The organism is Allobosea sp. TWI1241 (genome assembly GCF_039673065.1).
Lineage (GTDB): Bacteria > Pseudomonadota > Alphaproteobacteria > Rhizobiales > Beijerinckiaceae > Allobosea.
Map to the genome: position 1 here is coordinate 30,188 of NZ_JBDJKW010000014.1, position 18,785 is coordinate 48,972.

Genomic DNA, 18,785 nt, shown 5'->3' on the forward strand with positions numbered 1-18,785 from the left:
CGCAATGGAGCCGCCGCGCATGCCTGCCGACCCGTCCGCGCGCCGTCGCAGCCGCTTCTGGCTCTACGCCCCCTTCGCCCTGCTCGGGCTGGTCGCCGCCGGCTGGTCGGTGCTCTGGCACGTTGCGCGCGGCAAGGTCGAGCAGCAGCTCGACGCCGGGCTGGCACGCGAGGCCGCCGCCGGCCGGACCTGGACATGCGCCGACCGCAGCATCGGCGGCTATCCCTTCCGCCTCGAGGTGCGCTGCGCCTCGCTCGGTCTGGTCTCCTCGCGCTGGGGCGACGAGGTCTCGCTGAAGGTCGGGCCGGCCGTGCTGGTCGCGCAGGCCTGGGCGCCGGGCCATGTCATCCTGCAGGCGACCGGGCCGCTGGCCGCGACGCTGCCGGGCGGCGCCAGCGCCGATACGAGCTGGAGCCTGTTCGAGGCCAGCCTCAAGCTCAAGATGGACGGGTTCGAGCGGCTCTCGCTGGTGATCGACCAGCCGGTGACCACGCTGCGCCGCCCCGGCCAGCCGGACGAGGTGCTGCGCTCGCAGGCCTTCGAGGCGCATCTGCGCCCGAACCCGCAGCGCTTCGCCGGCGAGACGGCGGTCGATCTGGCGATCGAGACCAAGGGCACGGTGCTGCCGGTGCTCGACCAGCTTCTCGCCGATGCGACGCCGGCCGATCTCGACATCCAGGCCACGGTTTCGCAGGTGCCGGCCTTCCGGCGCGGCTTCAATCCCGACGCGCTGGAAAGCTGGCGGCAGGCGGCGGGCGACGTGACGGTCTCGCGGCTGTCGCTGCGCAAGGGCACGATCCGCGTCGAGGCGGCCGGCCGCGGCGGGCTCGACGACATGCACCGCCCGGCCGGCAATCTCGACGCCTCGATCGCCGGCGTGGAGCGCATCGGCGGCATCAAGGTCGGTGGGCTGACGGCGGGCCTGGGCGCGATCTTCGGCGGGCGCCAGCCGGCCGGGGATGCCTCCGGCCTGACGCCGCTGCCGCCGGTGGTGCTGCGCGAGGGCCGCGTCTTCCTCGGGCCGATCCGGCTGCCGCTGCAGCCGGTCGCCCCGCTCTACTGACGATGTCAGGGGCCTGATCAGGCCGCCGGCAGGGCAGCCGGCGGCGCCTCGATCTTGACCAAGGCCTTCTTCACCGCGTCCTGCACCTTCTCGAAGGCGCGGACCTCGATCTGGCGGACACGCTCGCGCGAGACGCCGAACTCCTCGGAGAGCTGCTCCAGGGTGATCGGATCCTCGGCGAGGCGGCGGGCCTCGAAGATGCGCCGCTCGCGCTCGTTGAGCACGCCGAGCGCCTCGCGCAGCGCGAGGTGGCGGTTGTCGCGCTCCTCGGATTCCGCCAGCCGGTGCTCCTGGCTCTCGCTGTCGTCGACCAGCCAGTCCTGCCATTCGCCGTCGCCGTCCTCGCGCAGCGGCGTGTTCAGCGAGGCGTCGCCGCCGAGGCGGCGGTTCATGTCGATGACGTCCTGCTCGCCCACGCCGAGCTTGGTGGCGATGGTCTTGACCTGGTCCGGGCGCAGATCGCCGTCACCCAGCGCCGAGATCTTGCTCTTGGCCTTGCGCAGGTTGAAGAACAGCTTCTTCTGGTTGGCGGTGGTGCCCATCTTCACCAGCGACCAGGAGCGCAGGATGTATTCCTGGATCGAGGCCTTGATCCACCACATGGCATAGGTCGCGAGGCGGAAGCCCTTGTCGGGCTCGAAGCGCTTCACCGCCTGCATCAGGCCGACATTGCCCTCCGACACGACCTCGCCGATCGGCAGGCCGTAGCCGCGATAGCCCATGGCGATCTTGGCGACGAGACGCAGATGCGAGGTGACGAGCTTGTGCGCCGCCTCGCTGTCATTGTGCTCGCGCCAGCGCTTGGCCAGCATGTATTCCTCGTTCGGTTCCAGCATCGGGAACCGGCGGATCTCGTCGAGATAACGTGACAGTCCGCCCTCGGCGGACATGACGGGCAGCGACGCATTGGCCATGCTCGTACTCCTTTCGCGGCCCCCGCCAAGCGGCAGGCCAACCGCCCGATCGGTCCATCGGGCAGGATTGTCAGGTGCTCTGCTCCGGGCGACGGCTCCTCGTCCTGTCGCCGGCTACGCACTGAAACTGAAGCGGCGCCCCTTTAGCCATCCGCTTTCGCAAGCGCAGTATAGACGATGCGAGGGTGGCGGAAAGGAGGCGGGCCGGCACACTCCGTCACAGAACCGAGAGCGCGGATTGCAAACGTGCAAAGTCCTCGGGAGGTTCCGATTCGAAGTGCAGCTCCTCGCCGGTGACCGGATGGGCGAAGCCGAGCAGCCTGGCATGCAGGGCCTGTCGGCCGAGCGCGGCGAGCGCCTCGCGCGCCTCCTCGGGCAGGCAGCTCGCCTTGGTCATGAAGCCCGAGCCGTAGAGCTGGTCGCCGAGCAGCGGGTGGCCGATATGGCTCATATGGACGCGGATCTGGTGCGTGCGCCCGGTCTCGAGCTGGCACTCGACCAGGCTGGCCAGCGCCTCCAGCTCCTCATGGCCGCGCAGCAAGGGCGGGTAGCGCTCCAGCAGGGCGATATGGGTGATCGCCTCGCGCCCGCGGCCCTCGCCGACCACCGTCATCTTCTCGCGATTGCGGTTCGAGCGCTCGATGGGCGCGTCGATCGTGCCGGTCTGCCGGCGCGGCGAGCCCCAGACCAGGGCGAGATAGGCCCGCTCCAGCGGCCCGGTGCGGCCATGGTCGGCGAACTGCTTGGCCAGCCCGCGATGCGCCTTGTCGTGCTTGGCGACGACGAGCAGGCCGGAGGTGTCCTTGTCGAGCCGGTGGACGATGCCCGGGCGGCGCACGCCGCCAATGCCCGAGAGGCTGTCGCCGCAATGGGCGATCAGCGCATTGACCAGCGTGCCGTCCTCATGGCCGCCGGCAGGGTGGACGACGAGGCCGGCGGGCTTGTCGATGACGATCAGATGCTCGTCCTCGAACACCACGTCGAGCGGGATGTCCTGGCCGATCGGCGCGGCGGGCTTGGCCTCGGGCATCACCAGCGCCAGGCGCTGGCCCTCGGCGACCTTGCGGCTCGGCTCGGCCGCCACCTTGCCGTCGACGGTGACGCCGCCCTCGCGGATCACCTGCTGGAGCCGGGCGCGGGAGACCTCGCCAGAGAGCTCGGCCAGCGCCTTGTCGAGGCGCAGGCCCGCCTGCTCGGTGCTGATCACGAGTTCGGTGGCGGCAAGGGTGTTCGGCTCGCTGGTCATGCCCCGTCTATAGGCGCAGCCGCGCCTCGGCGCACCTGCGATCTGCGGGCGGGCAGAGCGCAGGGCGTTTGACGGGCCGCTCGGCGGGCGCTTTCGCCCGCCGCTCAGCCGAACAGCTTGAAGCGGCCGCGCGGCTCGGCCGGCGGGGTCTCGCTCGGGCCCGGATCGTCCGGCGCATGCGGCACGGGGAAGACCACGGGCTCGGGCTTCTGCGCGGCCGAAGACGCCGGCGCCGCATTCGCGGGCTTGCTCTCCGCCGCCCTGCCGTCCGACGCCCTGGCCTCCGCCGTCTTGGGCGCCGGTGCCGGGGGCTCCGTCACAGGCACGGCCGGGACGGTCTCCGGCTGCGGCGCCGGGACTGGCACGGGCGCCGGCTCGGCGGGAGCCTGAGCGGGAGCGGCCGGCGGCAGGATCACGGCCTGCGCCTCGGTCGGGGCCTCGACGCTGCCTTCCAGCAGCGGGGCGGACGGGGCGCGATCGTCGAGATCGGCCAGCACATCGTCGAGTTCGGTGCCGCCGCCCAGTGCCATGGGCGGCACGGTCCAGGCGAAGGCATCGAGACGGCCGGAAACCGGCGAGACCGGCAGCCAATGGTCGGAAACCAGCCCGTCGGCGACCCAGGCGGCGTCGCGCGGAGCGCGGGTGGCGCGCGCCAGCCATTCGCGGACGCGGCCGGCGGCGCCGTGCTCGGCCTCCTCCAGCTCGGCCATCAGCAGGCAGACGCGGGTCGAGGCGCCGCCGGCGACCAGCGGGCGCAGCGCCTCGCGGGCGCGGGCGAAGTCCTGGGCGTGGATTGCGGCGCCAGCGACGGCGAGCAGGCCTTCCGGATCGGCCGGGCGCAGGCGCGCCAGCGTCTCGGCGCGGGCGAGGCGGTCGCGGGCGCTGTCGCCGGGGCGGACGTCGAGATAGGCGGCGGCGATGTCGGGATGGGCGACCTCCTTCCAGGCCGCTTCGAGCACGCGCGTGGCCTTCTTGATGTCGCCGCGCTCCGAGAGCATGCGGCCGGCGAGTGCCGCCGCCGGCGTCAGCCCCGGCGCGAGCTTGCTGGCCTCCAGCGCTGCGGCCAGCGCCTTTTCCGGCTCCCGGTCGCGCGCCTCCAGCGCCTCGGCCGCGAGAAGCACGGCGCGCTGGCGCTTGGCCTCGGCCTTGTCGGCGAGGCGCAGCGCGGCGCGGCGCTCCACGGCGGTGCGGGCCGCCTGCCAGTCGCCGGCGGCGGTGTGGAAGTCGAGCAGCGCGTCATTGGCCCAGGCGAGCGAGGGCGAGCGGCGCACCGCATCGTCGGCGAAGGCGCGGGCGGCGGCCATGTCGCCGCGGCGGCGGGCCTCGACGAACAGGCCGCGCAGGCCGAGCACGCGGGTCTCCGGCCGGTCGAGCATCGCCTTGAAGGCGGCCTCGGCCTGGGCGCGGTCGCCCTTGAGTTGGGCGGCCTGAGCCTCGAGCAGCAGGGTCAGCGGTTCCTCGGCGACCAGCTTTCGGGCATCGCCGGCATAGCGGCTGGCGGCGACGGGATCGCCGGCGCCGATCGCCACCATGCCGCGCGAGATCGCCTCGAACCCGCGATTGCGCCGGCGCGCCTTGGAGGCGAAGCCGAGCGCCGAGGGCATGCCGAGGATGAAGCGGATCGTCACCCAGAAGACGAGCGCCAGGAAGGCGAGCAGAGCCACGCCGATCACGCCGATCGCGACGCTGGTCTCGATGCGGTAGCCCTGCCAGAGGATCGAGACCTCGCCGGGACGATCGGCCAGCCAGACCGCGCCGGCGGCGAGGGCGGCGATGACGAGAAGATAGGTCAGTACGCGAACCATGGACCTCTAGCCTTCCTCAGCCTGCCTGCCCGAGCGCGGCGACCGCGTCGCGGGCGATGCGCTCCAGCGTCGATTCCGCCACGGCGCGCTGGCGCAGCGCGGTGCCGAAGCCCTCGCTGGCGCGGCGCGCCGGCTCCGGCAGCTGCGTCCAGAGCTGGGCGGCCAGCGGGATGTCGTCGCGCTCCAGCGCGTCCTGCAGGCGCAGCGGCAGCGTCGCCGGATCGCTCGAGGCGGAGCTGCCCTCCGGCCGCACCGTGACGATGCGGCTCGCCACGGCGAGCAGCCGGTCCTGCCAGCTGGTGGCCGCCGGCGCCGTCTCGCGCAGGAACAGCGATTTATGGGTGCGGAACTGCGCCAGGAGGGTCGCGCGGGTCGCGGCGCCGCTGGGCGCGAGCGGGCGCAGTTCGTTGATCTGCTCGGCCGGGACGCCGGCGGCGACCAGCGCCGCGACGTCCTGCTCGAAGGGGCGGCCGGCGGCGATCGCGGCGCGCAGCCGGTCGCCGAGCACGAGCCGGGCGGCGGCCAGCGCCTGGCGGCCCGGCGTGGCGGCGCTCTTCGCCGTGGCCTCGACCGTGTCGAGGCGCTTGGCGGTGAGGTCGAGCCGGCCGACCAGGGTCGCGGCGGTCTCGCGCGCGGCGGCCGCGTCGGCGAGCGTGCGGTCGAGCTTCTCCTGCAAACCGGGGATGGCCGGCGCGGCGCTCTGGGCCGGCGCCGGGGCCGGCTGCTTCGCGAGTTCGGCGAGGCGGGCGGTCGCCGCCTTGGCCTCGCCGGCGGCGCGGTTGGCGCTCTCGGCGGCTTGCGTGGCCTTGCCGTCGATCGCGGCGAGTGCCGCGCGGTCCGCCAGGGTCTCGCTGCGCTGCTGCAGGGCGTCGAGGCGCTGGCCGAGCTCGGCGATCCGGGCGGTGTCGTCGGCGCCGGTGACGCGGTGGCCGAGCAGGGTCGCGCCGGCACCGACGGCGCCGCCGACAAGTGCGGCGAGCGCGATCGCCGGCAGGACGGAGGTGCGCTTCTGCTCGCGGGCCGGCGCTGGCGGCGGGGGCAGGGCGGTGTCGGGCGCGGCGGCGGCCTCGGCCTCCGGCGGCGCCTCGGACGCGGATTCGGGCGCGGTGCCGTGCTGTGTGGGCTCGGTCGCGGAAATTTCGATCGGGGCGGTCTCGGCTGTTCCGCTCGGGGCGGGCGGCATGGCGGCGGCTTCGCCCGTCTCGCCGGCCGGGGCCATGGTGGCCTCGGCCTGGGCGGCGACGGTCTCGGCGCTCAGCTCGATGGTCGGCGGCGTGCGGCCGGATTTCGTGCGGCGCCCCCGGGGGCCGGCCTTGTCGCTGCCCTGTTCGTCCATCCCGTTCCGATCCATCCTCTCCGCCGCGCCGGTCGCGGCGCTCCCCTGTGTAGCATCCCCCCCGGCCCGATTGCGAGCGGGCACATGGTCGAGGACCGCCAGCAGCGAGGCCTCGTCCGGCCGTTCGGCGACCAGGATGGCGGCTGCCTGCGCCGCGCGCAACGGTTCGGCCACCTGCTCGGCAAGCACGATCTGGGCCGGGCGCAGCGCCTCCGCCGCCAGCCCGGCGGCATCCGCGAGGGCGAGATAGGTGCGGGCGCCGCGCTGCGAATAATGCAGCACCGCGTCGAGATCGCCGGCGCGCAGCCCGTTCGCCGCCTCCTCCGGCAGTGCCGCGACGGCGCGGGCGCGATAGGCCGTCCAGACATGGACCTCGTGGCCGGCCTCGCGCAGCTGCACGGGCAGGTCCTCGTGCCGGTCCTCGCCGGCGACCATCAGGATGCGCGAGCCGGCGGGCAGCTCGCGTAGCACCAGGGCGCGCAGGTCGCCGCGGTCGCCCTCGGCGCTCTCGGCGGCGAAGCCGGCGGCACGGGCGACGGCTGCCGTGCGGTCGCCGACGCAGAACAGGCGGGCGGCGGCCGCGACCCCGTCCGGCAGGCGCGCCAGCGCCGGCACGGCGTTGGCGCTGCTCAGCACCAGTGCGGCGAAGGCGCCGGCCGGCGGGGTCTCGTCGGTCTGCTCGATGGTGAAGAGCGGGGCTTCCACCGGCGAATGCCCAAGCTCGCGCAGGGCGGCGGCGGTCCGCCCGGCAACGGATTGCGGCCTCAGCACCAGGATGCGCATGCGCTCTCGTCCTCTTCGCTCGTCGTCCCGGCTCACGCCGGGGCGTAGACGCCGGCCGGGGCGCGGCGGCGCAGCTCGCGGCCGAGATCGGCGCCAAGCTGCGCGGCTTCGGTGACGGATCCGTGGCGCTCGCCCTCGGCGATCTCGCGCCCGTCCGGCGAGAGCACGAGCCCGCGCAGGTGCAGCCGGTCGCCCGAGACGGTGGCGTGGCCGGCGATCGGCGTGCGGCAGGAGCCGTCGAGCTCGGTCAGGAAGGCGCGTTCGGCACCGACGGCATGGCCGGTGTCGCGGCAGAGGATCGGCGCCAGCGCCGCGGCGGCGTCCGGCGCATCGGCGCGCACCACGATGCCGATCGCGCCCTGACCGACGGCCGGCAGGCACTCCTCGACCGAGAGGATCGCGCTGGCGCGGTCGGCGAGGCCGAGCCGCTTCAGACCGGCCAGCGCCAGCATGGTGGCGTCGAGCGCGCCGCCGTCGATCTTCTCGAGCCGGCGGGCGACGTTGCCGCGCAGCAGCACGATCTCGAGATCGGGCCTGGCGCGGCGCAGGATGGCCTGGCGGCGCAGCGAGGCCGAGCCGACCACCGCGCCGGGGCGCAGATCGGCGAGGCTGGTGGCGCCGCGGGCGATCAGCGTGTCGCGCACGTCCTCGCGCGGCAGGAACCCGGCCAGCACCAGCCCGTCTGGCAGGGCGGTCGGCAGGTCCTTTGCGGAGTGCACGGCGAAGTCGACCATGCCGGCGAGCTGGGCGAGGTCGATCTCCTTGGTGAAGAGCCCCTTGCCACCGGCCTCCGACAGGGCGCGGTTCTGGATGGCGTCGCCGGTGGTGCGGATCACGTCGAGCGGCAGCTCGTCGGTGCTCCAGCCATGCGCCTGCGCCAGGCGGCCGGCCAGCTCATGGGCCTGCGCCAGCGCCAGCGGGCTGCCGCGCGTGCCGAGAACGAAACGGCCGGGCAGGCGGTGCTCGCGCGGCGGGGTCGGCAGCTCGTTCATCGGGGGCAGTCACTCCGGTTCGGGGGCAGGAATTCGTGAGAAGGAATGGACAGGGCGCGGCGCGGCCCTTGGCCTTCGCCTTCGTGCAGCACTATACGAAGGAAATCCCCGCGCGAAACCGCGCACCCCGCCGGCGGCCTCGCGGACGCCCGGCCAAGCGAGCCAGATCGACCTCATCCGCCATGCGAGTCCTGGGCATAGAGACCACCTGTGACGAGACGGCCGCCGCGATCGTGGCGGTCGAGCGTTCGGGCGACACGAAGATCCTCGCCAACGAGGTGCTGAGCCAGATCGCGGCGCATGCCGCCTATGGCGGGGTGGTGCCGGAGATCGCGGCGCGCGCCCATGTCGACGCGCTCGACCGGATCGTGGCGCGCGCCTTCGACACCGCCGGGCTGAAGCCCTCCGAGATCGACGCGGTCGCGGCCGCCGCGGGGCCGGGGCTGATCGGCGGCGTCATGGTCGGTCTGACCACGGCGAAGGCGATCGCGCTGGCCACCGGCAAGCCCTTCATCGCGGTCAACCATCTCGAGGGGCATGCGCTGACGGCGCGGCTGACCGACGCGGTCGCCTTCCCCTATCTGCTACTGCTGGTCTCGGGCGGGCACACCCAGCTGCTCGCGGTGCGCGGCGTCGGCGACTATGTCCGGCTCGGCACCACCATCGACGACGCGGTCGGCGAGGCCTTCGACAAGATCGCCAAGATGCTCGGCCTGCCCTATCCGGGCGGCCCCTCGGTCGAGCGCGAGGCTTTGACCGGCGATTCCGAGCGCTTCGAGTTCCCCCGCCCGCTCTCGGGCCGGCCGAAGCCGGATTTCTCGCTGTCGGGCCTCAAGACCGCGGTGCGGCTGATGGCGGAGCGGATCGCGCCGCTCTCCGACCGCGACGTCGCCGACATCTGCGCTTCCTTCCAGGCGGCGGTCGTCGACGTGCTGGTCGACCGGACGCGGGCCGGGCTGCGTGCCTGCCGCGAGGCGCAGGTCTCGCCGACCGCGCTGGTCGTCGCCGGCGGCGTCGCCGCCAACGGCTCGATCCGCGCGGCGTTGTCGCGCCTCGCCACAGAGGCCGGCCTGCCGATGATCGCGCCGCCGCTGGCGCTGTGCGGCGACAATGGCGCGATGATCGCCTGGGCCGGGCTGGAACGGCTGCGGCTCGGCCTCGTCGACGACATGGCGGCGCTGGCCCGGCCGCGCTGGCCGCTCGACGAGCTCAAGGCGGCCGGCTGATGCGCCTGCGCGCGAACTACTGCTGTTCCGCACCGGCGCGACGGGCCCTGCGATGAGCGCGCTGTCGATCGGCGTGGTCGGGGGCGGGGCCTTCGGCGTGGCGCTGGCGCTCTCGGCGGCGCGTGCCGGCCATGGCGTCGTGCTGCACGCCCGCGATGCGGAGGCGGTCGCCGCCATGCGCACCCGCCGCGAGGCGCCGCGCCTGCCGGGTGCCGTGCTGCCCGAGAGCGTGGTGCCGACCGCCGAGCGCGCCGCGCTGGCCGGGGTCGACGCACTGGTTCTCGCGGTGCCGACCCAGGCGCTGCGCGCCGCCTGTGAAGGTCTCGCCGGGGTCCTGCCGGCCGGGCTGCCGGCGATCTCGGCCGCCAAGGGCATCGAGCAGGCGACCGGCCGCTTCACCACCCAGATCATCGCCGAGACGCTGCCGGGCTGCGTGCCGGCCGTGCTCTCCGGCCCGAGCTTCGCCGCCGACATCGCCCGCGGCCTGCCGACGGCGCTGACGCTGGCCTGCGCCGATGCGGGCATCAGCGGGCGGCTCGCCGAGGCGCTGAGCGGCCCGTCGCTGCGCATCTATCACAGCGGCGACGTGCGTGGCGTCGAGATCGGCGGCGCGGCCAAGAACGTGCTGGCGATCGCCGCCGGCATCGCGATCGGGCTGGGCTATGGCGAGAGCGCCCGCGCGGCGCTGGTGGCGCGCGGCTTCGCCGAGCTGCGCCGCTTCGGCGAGGCCTATGGCGCGCAGGGCGAGACGCTGATGGGCCTGTCCGGGCTCGGCGACGTGGTGCTGAGCTGCGCCTCGGCGCAATCGCGCAATTTCGCCTATGGCCAGGCGCTCGGGCAGGGCGCGAGCCCGCAGGAGGCCGCCGGCGGCAAGCTGGCCGAGGGCGCCTTCACCGCCGCCATCCTCGCCCGCATGGCGCAGGACCGGCAGGTCGAGACGCCGATCGCCACGGCCGTGGCCGGCATCATTGCCGGGCGGCTCGGCGTGCGCGAGGCGGTCGCCGCGCTGCTGGCCCGCCCGATCCGCTCCGAAACCTGAGGGTAACCCATGGCGAACGACTGGTCCGACCTCACCAAGCGCGTGGCGCGCGGCATCGCCGAGGTGCGCAAGACCACCGGCTCCGAGCTGGTGGCGGAGAGCCAGCCGGTGCCGCTAGCCGGGCGGATCGCCGGGCGGGTGATCGAGCTGCGCCGCCGGCGCGCCGAGGACGAGCACCGCTTCGTGCTGATCCTGCCATTCGGCGAGGGCGAGGTCCGCATCGAGCTGTCGCCGCAGGATTATGCCGGGCTGACCCGCGAGATGGTCCGGTTCTGGAACGAGCAGGGCGAGGCGGCGACGCGGCCGCCGCGCCCGCAGCAGCAAGAGGATGAAGGCTGATGGCGCACTGGCTGGTCAAATCGGAGCCGTCGGTCTGGTCCTGGGACGACCAGGTCGCGGCCGGCGCCAAGGGCACGCCCTGGGACGGCGTGAAGAACCACACCGCCAAGCTCAACATGATGGCGATGAAGGCCGGCGAGCAGGTCTTCTTCTACCACTCGAACGAGGGGCTGGCGGTCGTCGGCATCGTCGAGGTCATCAAGGAGCACTATCCCTGGAAGCCGGGCGAGCCCTGGGTTCTGGTCGACTTCAAGGCGGTGAAGCCGCTGCCGAAGCCGGTGACGCTGGCGGCCGTCAAGGCCGAGCCCTCGCTGGCGAAAATGTCGCTCGTCACCTCCTTCCGCCTCTCGGTGCAGCCGGTGAGCGACGCGGAATGGGAGATCGTCTGCCGCATGGGCGGGCTCTGACCGGGCCGGAGGCCGGGGCTCGGTAAATCGGGCTCAGTAATAGTGCCCGACGCGCGGATGCCGGCCCAGCAGCTTCGGCCGATAGGCCAGCTCCGGCGCCTCGAAGCGCGTCTCGATCCCGCCGCAGAGCGCGTCGCGGTCACGGCTGGCGGTCAGGACCTTGCCGGTGCGGTCACCGCCCGACCAGAGCACGCCCATGCCGGTGCGCTCGTCATGCTGGCGGGCGGTGACGGAGGCGCGGAATTCGTAGTCGCCGCTGTCGAAGCGCAGGCCGATATCCGGGCGCCGGCAGCGCTCCAGCATCCATGACAGGCTGAGATCGGACAGGCCGCGATCGGCATAGCCGCCGCCGATGTCGGAATGCACGCCGGGGAACCAGACCTGCTCGATCACCTGGCCGGGCGAGGCGGCGCTCTCGTCCCAGGGCACGGGTGCGAAGGCCTTGCGGTTCTCGTCGATCGACAGGGCCTGCAGGCCGAAGGGCACGCTCGCGCCGAGCTTGTGGTCGTGGAAGATGTGCCGGAACGGGTTGGCGAGGTTCATCACGCCGGGCAGGCCGAGCGCGGCGACGGTGTCGAACACCGCGACCAGATGCACCGGCGCGTCGTGGCAGTGATAGATCCGGCGGAAGTCCTGGGCCCGCCGGCGGCGCTCGCCCGCGCCCTCCGGCCCCTGGGCGGTCTGGTAGATGGCGATCGCCTCGTCGAGGATCGCCAGCCTGAGCGCCTCGGCCTCGCGGGTGCGGGCGCCGATGTCGACGCCGTCCTGGATGCGCGCGGGAATGCCGCAGAGCGTGATCGCCGCGGCCAGGCTGCGCACCGTATAGGCCCCGCGGCTGAAGCCGAACACGGCGATGCGGTTGGCGGCGGGGCTGCCGCCGCCCGGCGGGTCCCAGTTGCAGAGCAGGAATTCGTAGCCGTCGCGGATATTGCGGGTGATGCCGGCGCCGGTGGCCTTGCCGATGAGGTTGCGGCCCCAGCGCGTCCAGCTCAGCTTGCGGCCGGGCTCGGCGCCGACGCCGGGATCGTAGAAGCAGGGCTGCGACGGCTCGGTCCGCGCCCATTCGTAGAGCTTGAAGACGTTGCTGGCGCCGGCATCGACGCGCACGCCGCGCTGGCCGGTCCCGTCGGAAAACACGCAGAGCGTCCTGGTCATGACCTGTCCCCTCCCGCGCACGCGAAGGCGTGCCGCCATGGGGATAGTAGCAAAGGTCTATGCAACCGGGGATTGTATTTTTCGCGCGCTGTCCACTGCCAAAGTCGCAGCAACGAAAGTGCGAGCCCATTGCGCTTGTCCGCGTGGCCACGGGTCCTATGATGCGCCGAATTCGAAAGAAGCGGGGCCGGCGCCGGCGATGTCACGACGTCGTCGCGACCATGGCCGACGCGATATCGCCCAGCTGCGGGGAGGCGCCTTGATGTCCGAGAAGATTTACGACGTTCCGGCCGGCTGGGCCGAGAAGGCCTGGCTCGACGAGGCCGGCTATCGCGACATGTACGCCGCGTCGGTGAAGGATCCCGACGCGTTCTGGGGCGAGCACGGCAAGCGCATCGACTGGATCAAGCCCTATGGCAAGGTCCGCAATGTCAGCTACGCGCCCGGGAACGTCTCGATCCGCTGGTTCGAGGACGGCACCACCAACGTCGCCGCCAACTGCGTCGACCGCCATCTCGCCAAGCGCGCCGACCAGACCGCGATCATCTGGGAGGGCGACGATCCGTCCGAGTCCCGCAATATCAGCTATCGCGAGCTGCACCGCGAGGTCTGCACCTTCGCCAACGTGCTGAAGGCCAACGGCGTCCGCAAGGGCGACCGCGTCACCATCTACATGCCGATGATCCCCGAGGCCGCCTATGCGATGCTGGCCTGCGCCCGCATCGGCGCGGTGCATTCGGTGGTGTTCGGCGGCTTCTCGCCGGATTCGCTCGCCAACCGTATCGAGGACTGCGATTCCAAGGTGGTGATCACCGCCGACGAGGGCCTGCGTGGCGGGCGCGTCGTGGCGCTGAAGAAGAATGTCGACGCCGCCGATCCCAAGGTGAAGGGCGGCATCGGCCGCGTCGTCGTGGTGCGCCGCACCGGCGGCAAGGTCGCGATGCAGGACGGCCGCGACGTCTGGTATCACGAGGAGGCCGCCAAGGTCTCGGCCGAGTGCCCGGTCGAGGAGATGAACGCGGAGGATCCGCTCTTCATCCTCTACACCTCGGGCTCGACCGGCAAGCCGAAGGGCGTGCTGCACACCACCGGCGGCTATCTCGTCTACGCCTCGATGACGCATCAATACGTCTTCGACTACCACGAGGGCGAGATCTACTGGTGCACGGCCGATGTCGGCTGGGTCACCGGCCACAGCTACATCCTCTACGGGCCGCTCGCCAACGGCGCGACCACGCTGATGTTCGAGGGCATCCCGACCTATCCCTCGATCTCGCGCTTCTGGGAGGTGGTCGACAAGCACAAGGTCAACACCTTCTACACCGCCCCGACCGCAATCCGCTCGCTGATGGGCGCCGGCGAGGAGCCGGTGAAGAAGACCAGCCGCGCCTCGCTGCGCCTGCTCGGCTCGGTCGGCGAGCCGATCAATCCGGAAGCCTGGGAGTGGTATCATCGCGTCGTCGGCGACGACCGCTGCCCGATCGTCGACACCTGGTGGCAGACCGAGACCGGCGGCATCCTGATCTCGCCGCTGCCCGGCGCGACCAAGCTCAAGCCCGGCTCGGCGACCCGGCCCTTCTTCGGCGTCGAGCCGCAGATCGTCGACGCCGAGGGCAAGGTGCTGGACGGCGCCTGCGAGGGCAATCTGGTGATCGCCGAGAGCTGGCCGGGCCAGATGCGCTCGGTCTATGGCGACCACAAGCGCTTCGAAGAGACCTATTTCGCCACCTATCCGAACAAGTACTTCACCGGCGACGGCTGCCGGCGCGACGCCGACGGCTATTACTGGATCACCGGCCGCGTCGACGACGTGATCAACGTCTCCGGCCACCGCATGGGCACCGCCGAGGTCGAGTCGGCGCTGGTCGCCCATCCGAAGGTCTCTGAGGCGGCGGTCGTCGGCTATCCGCACGACATCAAGGGCCAGGGCATCTACGCCTATGTCACCCTGATGGCGGGCGAGGCGCCGAGCGACGATCTGCGCAAGGAGCTGGTCACCTGGGTCCGCAACGAGATCGGCCCGATCGCCTCGCCGGACCTGATCCAGTTCGCGCCGGGCCTGCCCAAGACCCGCTCCGGCAAGATCATGCGCCGCATCCTGCGCAAGATCGCCGAGGACGAGTTCGGCGCGCTGGGCGACACCTCGACGCTGGCCGACCCGGCCGTGGTCGACGACCTGATCGACAACCGCCAGAACAAGCGCAAGGCCGGCTGACGGCCGACGGGCGGCGGCACTTTGCATGAGGTACGAGGCCGGGCGAAAGCCCGGCCTTCGTCTTTTTGCGTGCTCTTGCCAGAAAGTGCAACTTATAGTTGATTTTTCCGGCGGTGATGTCGCCGCGCGCAGGAGGTGCCCCATGGCAGGCCGCTATCAGATCAGCTGCATCAACAAGACCAACCGCGAAAGCCCGTATGAGTGCATCAGCCATGTCGGCGGCGTCGGCGGTTCGCGGTGGAAGCTGCCGGTTTCGGAGGTGATCGCCCGGATCGAGTCCGGCGCTGACAGCTTCTATGTGAGCCGTCCGCTGGGCGACACCGTCGAGGTCATCGTCGCGGTCAGCCGCCTCGGGCACAAATACATCAAGACGGAGGCGGACGGCGACGCGCCGAACAACCTGCTCAGCCTTCCCGAGTGCCCCTGAGGCCGGACGGCACACATCGGCACCGCCGTCGAGGCCTACGCCCTCAGGCGCGGGCCTTGCGGCGCGACGGGGCGGGCAGCTTGCGACCGTAGAGCTCGAGCCGGTGGCGGACGATCTCGTAGCCGAGCTCGCTGGCGATCTTGGCCTGCAGCGCCTCGATCTCGGGCGAGGAGAACTCCACCACTGCGCCGGTCTCTACGTCGATCAGGTGGTCGTGATGGTCCTGGTCGGCGTGCTCGTAGCGCGAGACCCCGTCCTGGAAGGCGTGGCGCTCGATCGCCCCTTGCGTCTCCAGCAGCTTCATCGTGCGGTAGACGGTGGAGAGCGACAGCGTCGGGTCGCAGGCGAAGGCGCGGCTGAAGATGCCCTTCGCGTCGGGATGGTCGTCGGATTCGGCGAGGATGCGCAGGATCAGGCGGCGCTGCTGCGTCATCCGCAGCCCGGCCTTCCTGAGCTGGCTTTCGAAAGCCGCCACGCGTTTCGCGATTCCGTTCATCGGCGAGACCTAGCAACGGCCGACCGCTTTTGCAAAACTCTATCGATACTCATTTGCAAGAGCGGGAGAGCGCACGCACGCCTGTGAGGACGCTCTGCGCGCGGCCTGCCGCAGCCGCGGGCGCGGCCTCTCAGCGCCGGCCGAGAAAAGCCGCGAAGGCCGCCTGCGCTTCGGCCGAGACCAGCCGCTCGCCAAAATGGCGGGCTTCGGTCGCGATGGTCTCGGCGACGGCGGCGGCGCCGCCGCGCTTGAGCAGCGCCTTGGTCAGCGCGATCGATTCCGGCGGCAGGGCGGCGAGCGCCGCGGCCTTGCGCGTCGCGATTCCGAGCGCCTCGCCCTCCTCGGTCACCGCGTTGAGCAGGCCTGCCTCCAGCGCCGCCTGCGCATCGAAGGCCTCGCCCAGCATCAGGAGCTCGGCCGCCTTCTTCGGGCCTGCGACCAGCGGCATCAGATAGCTCGAGCCGCCCTCCGGGCAGAGGCCGAGCGTGACGAAGGGCAGGCGGAAGCTGGCGCCGCGCCCGGCGAAGGCGAGGTCGCAATGCAGCAGCATGGTGGTGCCGATGCCGACCGCGAAGCCCTCGACCGCGGCGACGATCGGCTTGCGCGCCGTCGAGATCGCCTCGAGGAAGTCGATGGCGACGCGCGGGATCGCGGCGCCGGCGGCGGCGAAGTCCTTGATGTCGTTGCCGCTGGTGAAGCAGCCGCCGGCCCCGGTGAGCACGATGGCGCGGATGTCGGACGCGGCCTCGGCCTCGGCGAGCGCGTCGATCAGCGCCCGGTAGCTGGCGCGGTCGAGGGCGTTGCGGCGGTCGGGCCGGTTCATGGTGATGCGGCGGACGCCCTCGGCGACGGTTTCGCTCAGCACGGTCTCGGACATGGCGGCTCGGCTCGCTCGTTCTCGGCGTCGGTCGCCGCGGACGATGGGCGAGGCGCCGGCCAGGGTCAAGGAAGCGCCCGGCTCAGAACGGGCTCACCGGGAAGAAGCGGATGAACAGGCGGGCATAGCTGCCGTCGTCGTGCAGCGCTTGCAGGGCGAAGTCGATGGCGCGCTTCAGGACGAGGTCGTCCTTGCGCACCAGGAAGGCGATGCCGTCGCCGAAATAATGCGATTCGAGATAGGGGCCGCCGGCGAAGGCGAAGTCGGCCCCGCCGGGCGCGGCCAGCAGCAGCGACAGCGCCATGCCGTCGGCGAAGACGTATTCGGCGTCGCCGCTGCGCAGCAGCGCCAGCGCAGCCGGCAGGCCCGGCACCTCGCGGCGCTGCACGAAGGGCGCCAGCCGCTCGAGGAAGGCCTGGTGCGCGGTGCCCGCGACGACGGCGACGCGCTTGCCTTGCAGCGCCGGCAGGTCGAGTTCGGGGGCGGCATTGCCGCGCGTCGTCAGGAAGCGCGCCGGGAAGCGGTGATAGAGATGGCTGGCGGCGAAGCGGCTGCGCAGCGCCTGCGTCACCGGGATGGCGGCGGCCAGCACGTCGCCGCGCCCTTCCGCCAGCGAGTCGAGCAGCGTGTCGAAGCGCCGCGCCTGGATGGTGCAGGTCAGCGCCAGCTTCTCGCAGACGGCGCGGGCGAGCTCGACCGAGAACCCGGTCAGCCCGCCTTCCGGCGCGGCGAAATGCAGCGGCGGGAACTCGTCGTCGGTGAGGAAGCGCACCACCCGCGGCGGGCCGAGATCCGGCCGCTCGACCCTGACGCTCGGGTCCCAGTAGTTTGGCACGACATAGCCGGGCGCCGCGCGGGCGCCTGCGGCGGGCAGGAGCAGCAGGGCCGCCAGCGCAAAGCGGGCCAGGGCGTTCGCGAAGCGGGCGATCATGCCGGCATCTGGCGCCAGTGCGGGCCCGGGATCAAGAGCGGCCCCGCCGCGCGCTCAGCCGAGCGCGGCTGCCGTCGCCGCGGCGCCCTTGTCGAACAGGCCGGCGAGATGGCGCTCGACCGCGGCGGTGAAGCGCGGCTCGCGCGGCAGGTCGTCGCCGAAGATCGCGCCGATGCCGAGCAGCGCCTGCGACAGGCGGCCGGCGTCGCGGCCGGCCTGCGCGGCGCGGGCGGCGAATTCGGGGCTGAGCGGGTCGCGCACGTCGATCGGCTGGCCCCGCTCGTCGGTGCCGGCGACATAGGCCATCCAGGCGGCGACGCCGAGCGCCAGATGCGCAATCGGCGCGTCGGCCTTCAGCCGGTCGCGGATGGTGCCGAGCAGGCGCTGCGGCAGCTTCTGCGAGCCGTCCATGGCGATCTGCCAGGTGCGGTGGCGGATCGCCGGATTGCGGAAGCGCGCCAGCAGCTCGCCGGCATAGATGTCGAGGTTGACGCCCTGCGGCGCCGGCACGGTGGGGGCGACCTCCTGCCAGAAACCGCCGAGGAAGCGCGCCAGGACGGGATCGCCGCTGGCCTGCGCCACCGTCTCGTGGCCGGCGAGATAGCCGAGATAGGCCAGGCAGGAATGCGCGCCGTTGAGCATGCGCAGCTTCATGAACTCGAAGGGTGCGACCTCCGAGACCATCTGCGCGCCGACCGCGTCCCAGCGCGGGCGGCCGAGGGTGAAGACGTCCTCCACCGCCCATTGCCGGAAGGGCTCGCCGATCACCGGGGCGGCGTCGTCGAGCCCGAGCAGGCCGGCGACCTCGGCGATGTCGGCGTCCGTGGTGGCCGGTACGATGCGGTCGACCATGGTCGAGGGGAAGGCGCCGTTCGCCGCGATCCAGGCCGCCAGCCTGTCGTCGCGCAGCGCCGCGAAATCCTGCACCAGCCCGGCGAGCACCCGGCCGTTATGCGGGAGGTTGTCGCAGCTCAGCGCGGTGAAGGGGGCCAGTCGCTCCGCCTTGCGCAGCGCCAGCGCCGCGACGATCAGCCCGATCGCCGAGCGCGGCGCCTGCGGATTGGCGAGGTCGTGGACGATGTCGGGATGGTCGGCCCTGAGCCGCCCCGTCGCCGGATCGTGGCAATAGCCCTTCTCGGTGACGGTCAGCGAGACGATGCGGGTCTGCGCCGCCGCGAGCCGGGCGACCAGCGCGCCGGGATCCTCGGGCGCGACCATGACGCTGCGCACCGAGCCGATGACGCGCAGCTCCGGGCCGGAGGGCGCGCGCTTCAGGAAGGTGTAGAGCCCGTCCTGCGGGGCGAGGCGGTCGCGCTGGTCGGGCCGCTGCAGGCTGGCGCCGGTGATGCCCCAGGCCCCGGCCTCGACCGCGAGCGCATCGTCGGTGAACTCGCAGAGATGGGCGCGGGCGAAGGCGCCGAGCCCGAGATGGACGATGCCCTGCTCCAGCGCGGCGCGCTGGTAGCCGGGGCGGCGGATGGCGGCCGGCAGGCCGTGCAGGGTGGCGTCGGACAGGCGCGTCACGGGAAGACCT

17 protein-coding genes are annotated in these 18,785 nt (G+C 72.5%); 7 read left to right on the plus strand and 10 right to left on the minus strand.

Annotation, left to right across the window (positions count from 1 at the left end; translation table 11 throughout):
- The first annotated feature begins 19 nt into the window (after positions 1-19).
- Positions 20-1,063 (plus strand): DUF2125 domain-containing protein, encoded by a 1,044-nt coding sequence (locus tag ABE438_RS16565; RefSeq protein WP_346503761.1) that lies wholly within the window; start codon positions 20-22, stop codon positions 1,061-1,063.
- 17 nt (positions 1,064-1,080) lie between these two features.
- Here the strand turns inward: ABE438_RS16565 and rpoH are convergent, their stop codons facing one another.
- The 5 genes from rpoH to hemC all read right to left on the minus strand — a co-directional run bounded on the left by rpoH (position 1,081) and on the right by hemC (position 8,139).
- Positions 1,081-1,977 carry an RNA polymerase sigma factor RpoH gene (gene rpoH, locus ABE438_RS16570; RefSeq protein ID WP_346503762.1) on the minus strand — a complete coding sequence of 299 codons (897 nt, stop codon included), beginning with the start codon at positions 1,975-1,977 and terminating at the stop codon, positions 1,081-1,083.
- Between the two features lie 217 nt (positions 1,978-2,194).
- Positions 2,195-3,223, minus strand: coding sequence for an RluA family pseudouridine synthase (locus ABE438_RS16575; RefSeq protein WP_346503763.1), 1,029 nt, complete (start codon positions 3,221-3,223; stop codon positions 2,195-2,197).
- A gap of 104 nt (positions 3,224-3,327) precedes the next feature.
- Entirely contained in the window at positions 3,328-5,028 is a 1,701-nt protein-coding gene (locus tag ABE438_RS16580) for a heme biosynthesis protein HemY (RefSeq protein WP_346503764.1), read from the minus strand.
- A gap of 16 nt (positions 5,029-5,044) precedes the next feature.
- Positions 5,045-7,147, minus strand: a complete 2,103-nt coding sequence (locus tag ABE438_RS16585; protein ID WP_346503765.1) for a uroporphyrinogen-III synthase — start codon at positions 7,145-7,147, stop codon at positions 5,045-5,047.
- A gap of 32 nt (positions 7,148-7,179) precedes the next feature.
- Positions 7,180-8,139 (minus strand): hydroxymethylbilane synthase, encoded by a 960-nt coding sequence (gene hemC / locus ABE438_RS16590; protein WP_346503766.1) that lies wholly within the window; start codon positions 8,137-8,139, stop codon positions 7,180-7,182.
- A 182-nt stretch (positions 8,140-8,321) separates the two neighbouring features.
- Between hemC and tsaD the strand changes: the two genes are divergently transcribed.
- From tsaD to ABE438_RS16610, 4 genes are read left to right on the plus strand one after another with little or no spacing between them, the layout of a single operon-like run.
- On the plus strand, positions 8,322-9,365 hold the full coding sequence (gene tsaD / locus ABE438_RS16595) for a tRNA (adenosine(37)-N6)-threonylcarbamoyltransferase complex transferase subunit TsaD (protein WP_346503767.1): 1,044 nt from the start codon (positions 8,322-8,324) through the stop codon (positions 9,363-9,365).
- Between the two features lie 52 nt (positions 9,366-9,417).
- Positions 9,418-10,404, plus strand: a complete 987-nt coding sequence (locus ABE438_RS16600; protein WP_346503768.1) for an NAD(P)H-dependent glycerol-3-phosphate dehydrogenase — start codon at positions 9,418-9,420, stop codon at positions 10,402-10,404.
- Between the two features lie 9 nt (positions 10,405-10,413).
- On the plus strand, positions 10,414-10,743 hold the full coding sequence (locus tag ABE438_RS16605) for a hypothetical protein (RefSeq protein ID WP_346503769.1): 330 nt from the start codon (positions 10,414-10,416) through the stop codon (positions 10,741-10,743).
- Complete coding sequence (locus tag ABE438_RS16610; RefSeq protein ID WP_346503770.1) at positions 10,743-11,150, plus strand: EVE domain-containing protein; 408 nt, start codon at positions 10,743-10,745, stop codon at positions 11,148-11,150. Before ABE438_RS16605 ends, ABE438_RS16610 begins: the two co-directional genes overlap by 1 nt.
- Positions 11,151-11,183: 33 nt before the next feature.
- Here the strand turns inward: ABE438_RS16610 and ABE438_RS16615 are convergent, their stop codons facing one another.
- The gene (locus ABE438_RS16615) at positions 11,184-12,305 is read right to left on the minus strand and encodes a DUF2235 domain-containing protein (protein WP_346503771.1); all 1,122 of its coding nucleotides are present in this window, start codon (positions 12,303-12,305) and stop codon (positions 11,184-11,186) included.
- Between the two features lie 262 nt (positions 12,306-12,567).
- Between ABE438_RS16615 and acs the strand changes: the two genes are divergently transcribed.
- Both acs and ABE438_RS16625 read left to right on the plus strand, forming a co-directional pair.
- Positions 12,568-14,520, plus strand: coding sequence for an acetate--CoA ligase (gene acs, locus ABE438_RS16620; protein ID WP_346503772.1), 1,953 nt, complete (start codon positions 12,568-12,570; stop codon positions 14,518-14,520).
- A gap of 142 nt (positions 14,521-14,662) precedes the next feature.
- On the plus strand, positions 14,663-14,947 hold the full coding sequence (locus tag ABE438_RS16625) for a DUF3892 domain-containing protein (RefSeq protein ID WP_346503773.1): 285 nt from the start codon (positions 14,663-14,665) through the stop codon (positions 14,945-14,947).
- Positions 14,948-14,990: 43 nt separating this feature from the next.
- On the opposite strand, the gene ABE438_RS16630 is transcribed toward ABE438_RS16625, so the two are convergent.
- From ABE438_RS16630 to ABE438_RS16645, 4 genes are all read right to left on the minus strand, one after another.
- A complete protein-coding gene (locus tag ABE438_RS16630; protein ID WP_346503774.1) occupies positions 14,991-15,443 on the minus strand; it encodes a Fur family transcriptional regulator in 453 nt (150 codons plus the stop codon).
- A gap of 130 nt (positions 15,444-15,573) precedes the next feature.
- On the minus strand, positions 15,574-16,320 hold the full coding sequence (locus tag ABE438_RS16635) for an enoyl-CoA hydratase-related protein (protein WP_346503775.1): 747 nt from the start codon (positions 16,318-16,320) through the stop codon (positions 15,574-15,576).
- An 82-nt stretch (positions 16,321-16,402) separates the two neighbouring features.
- The gene (locus tag ABE438_RS16640) at positions 16,403-17,251 is read right to left on the minus strand and encodes a transporter substrate-binding domain-containing protein (RefSeq protein ID WP_346503776.1); all 849 of its coding nucleotides are present in this window, start codon (positions 17,249-17,251) and stop codon (positions 16,403-16,405) included.
- 54 nt (positions 17,252-17,305) lie between these two features.
- Positions 17,306-18,775, minus strand: coding sequence for a mannitol dehydrogenase family protein (locus tag ABE438_RS16645; protein WP_346503777.1), 1,470 nt, complete (start codon positions 18,773-18,775; stop codon positions 17,306-17,308).
- Positions 18,776-18,785: the final 10 nt, after the last annotated feature.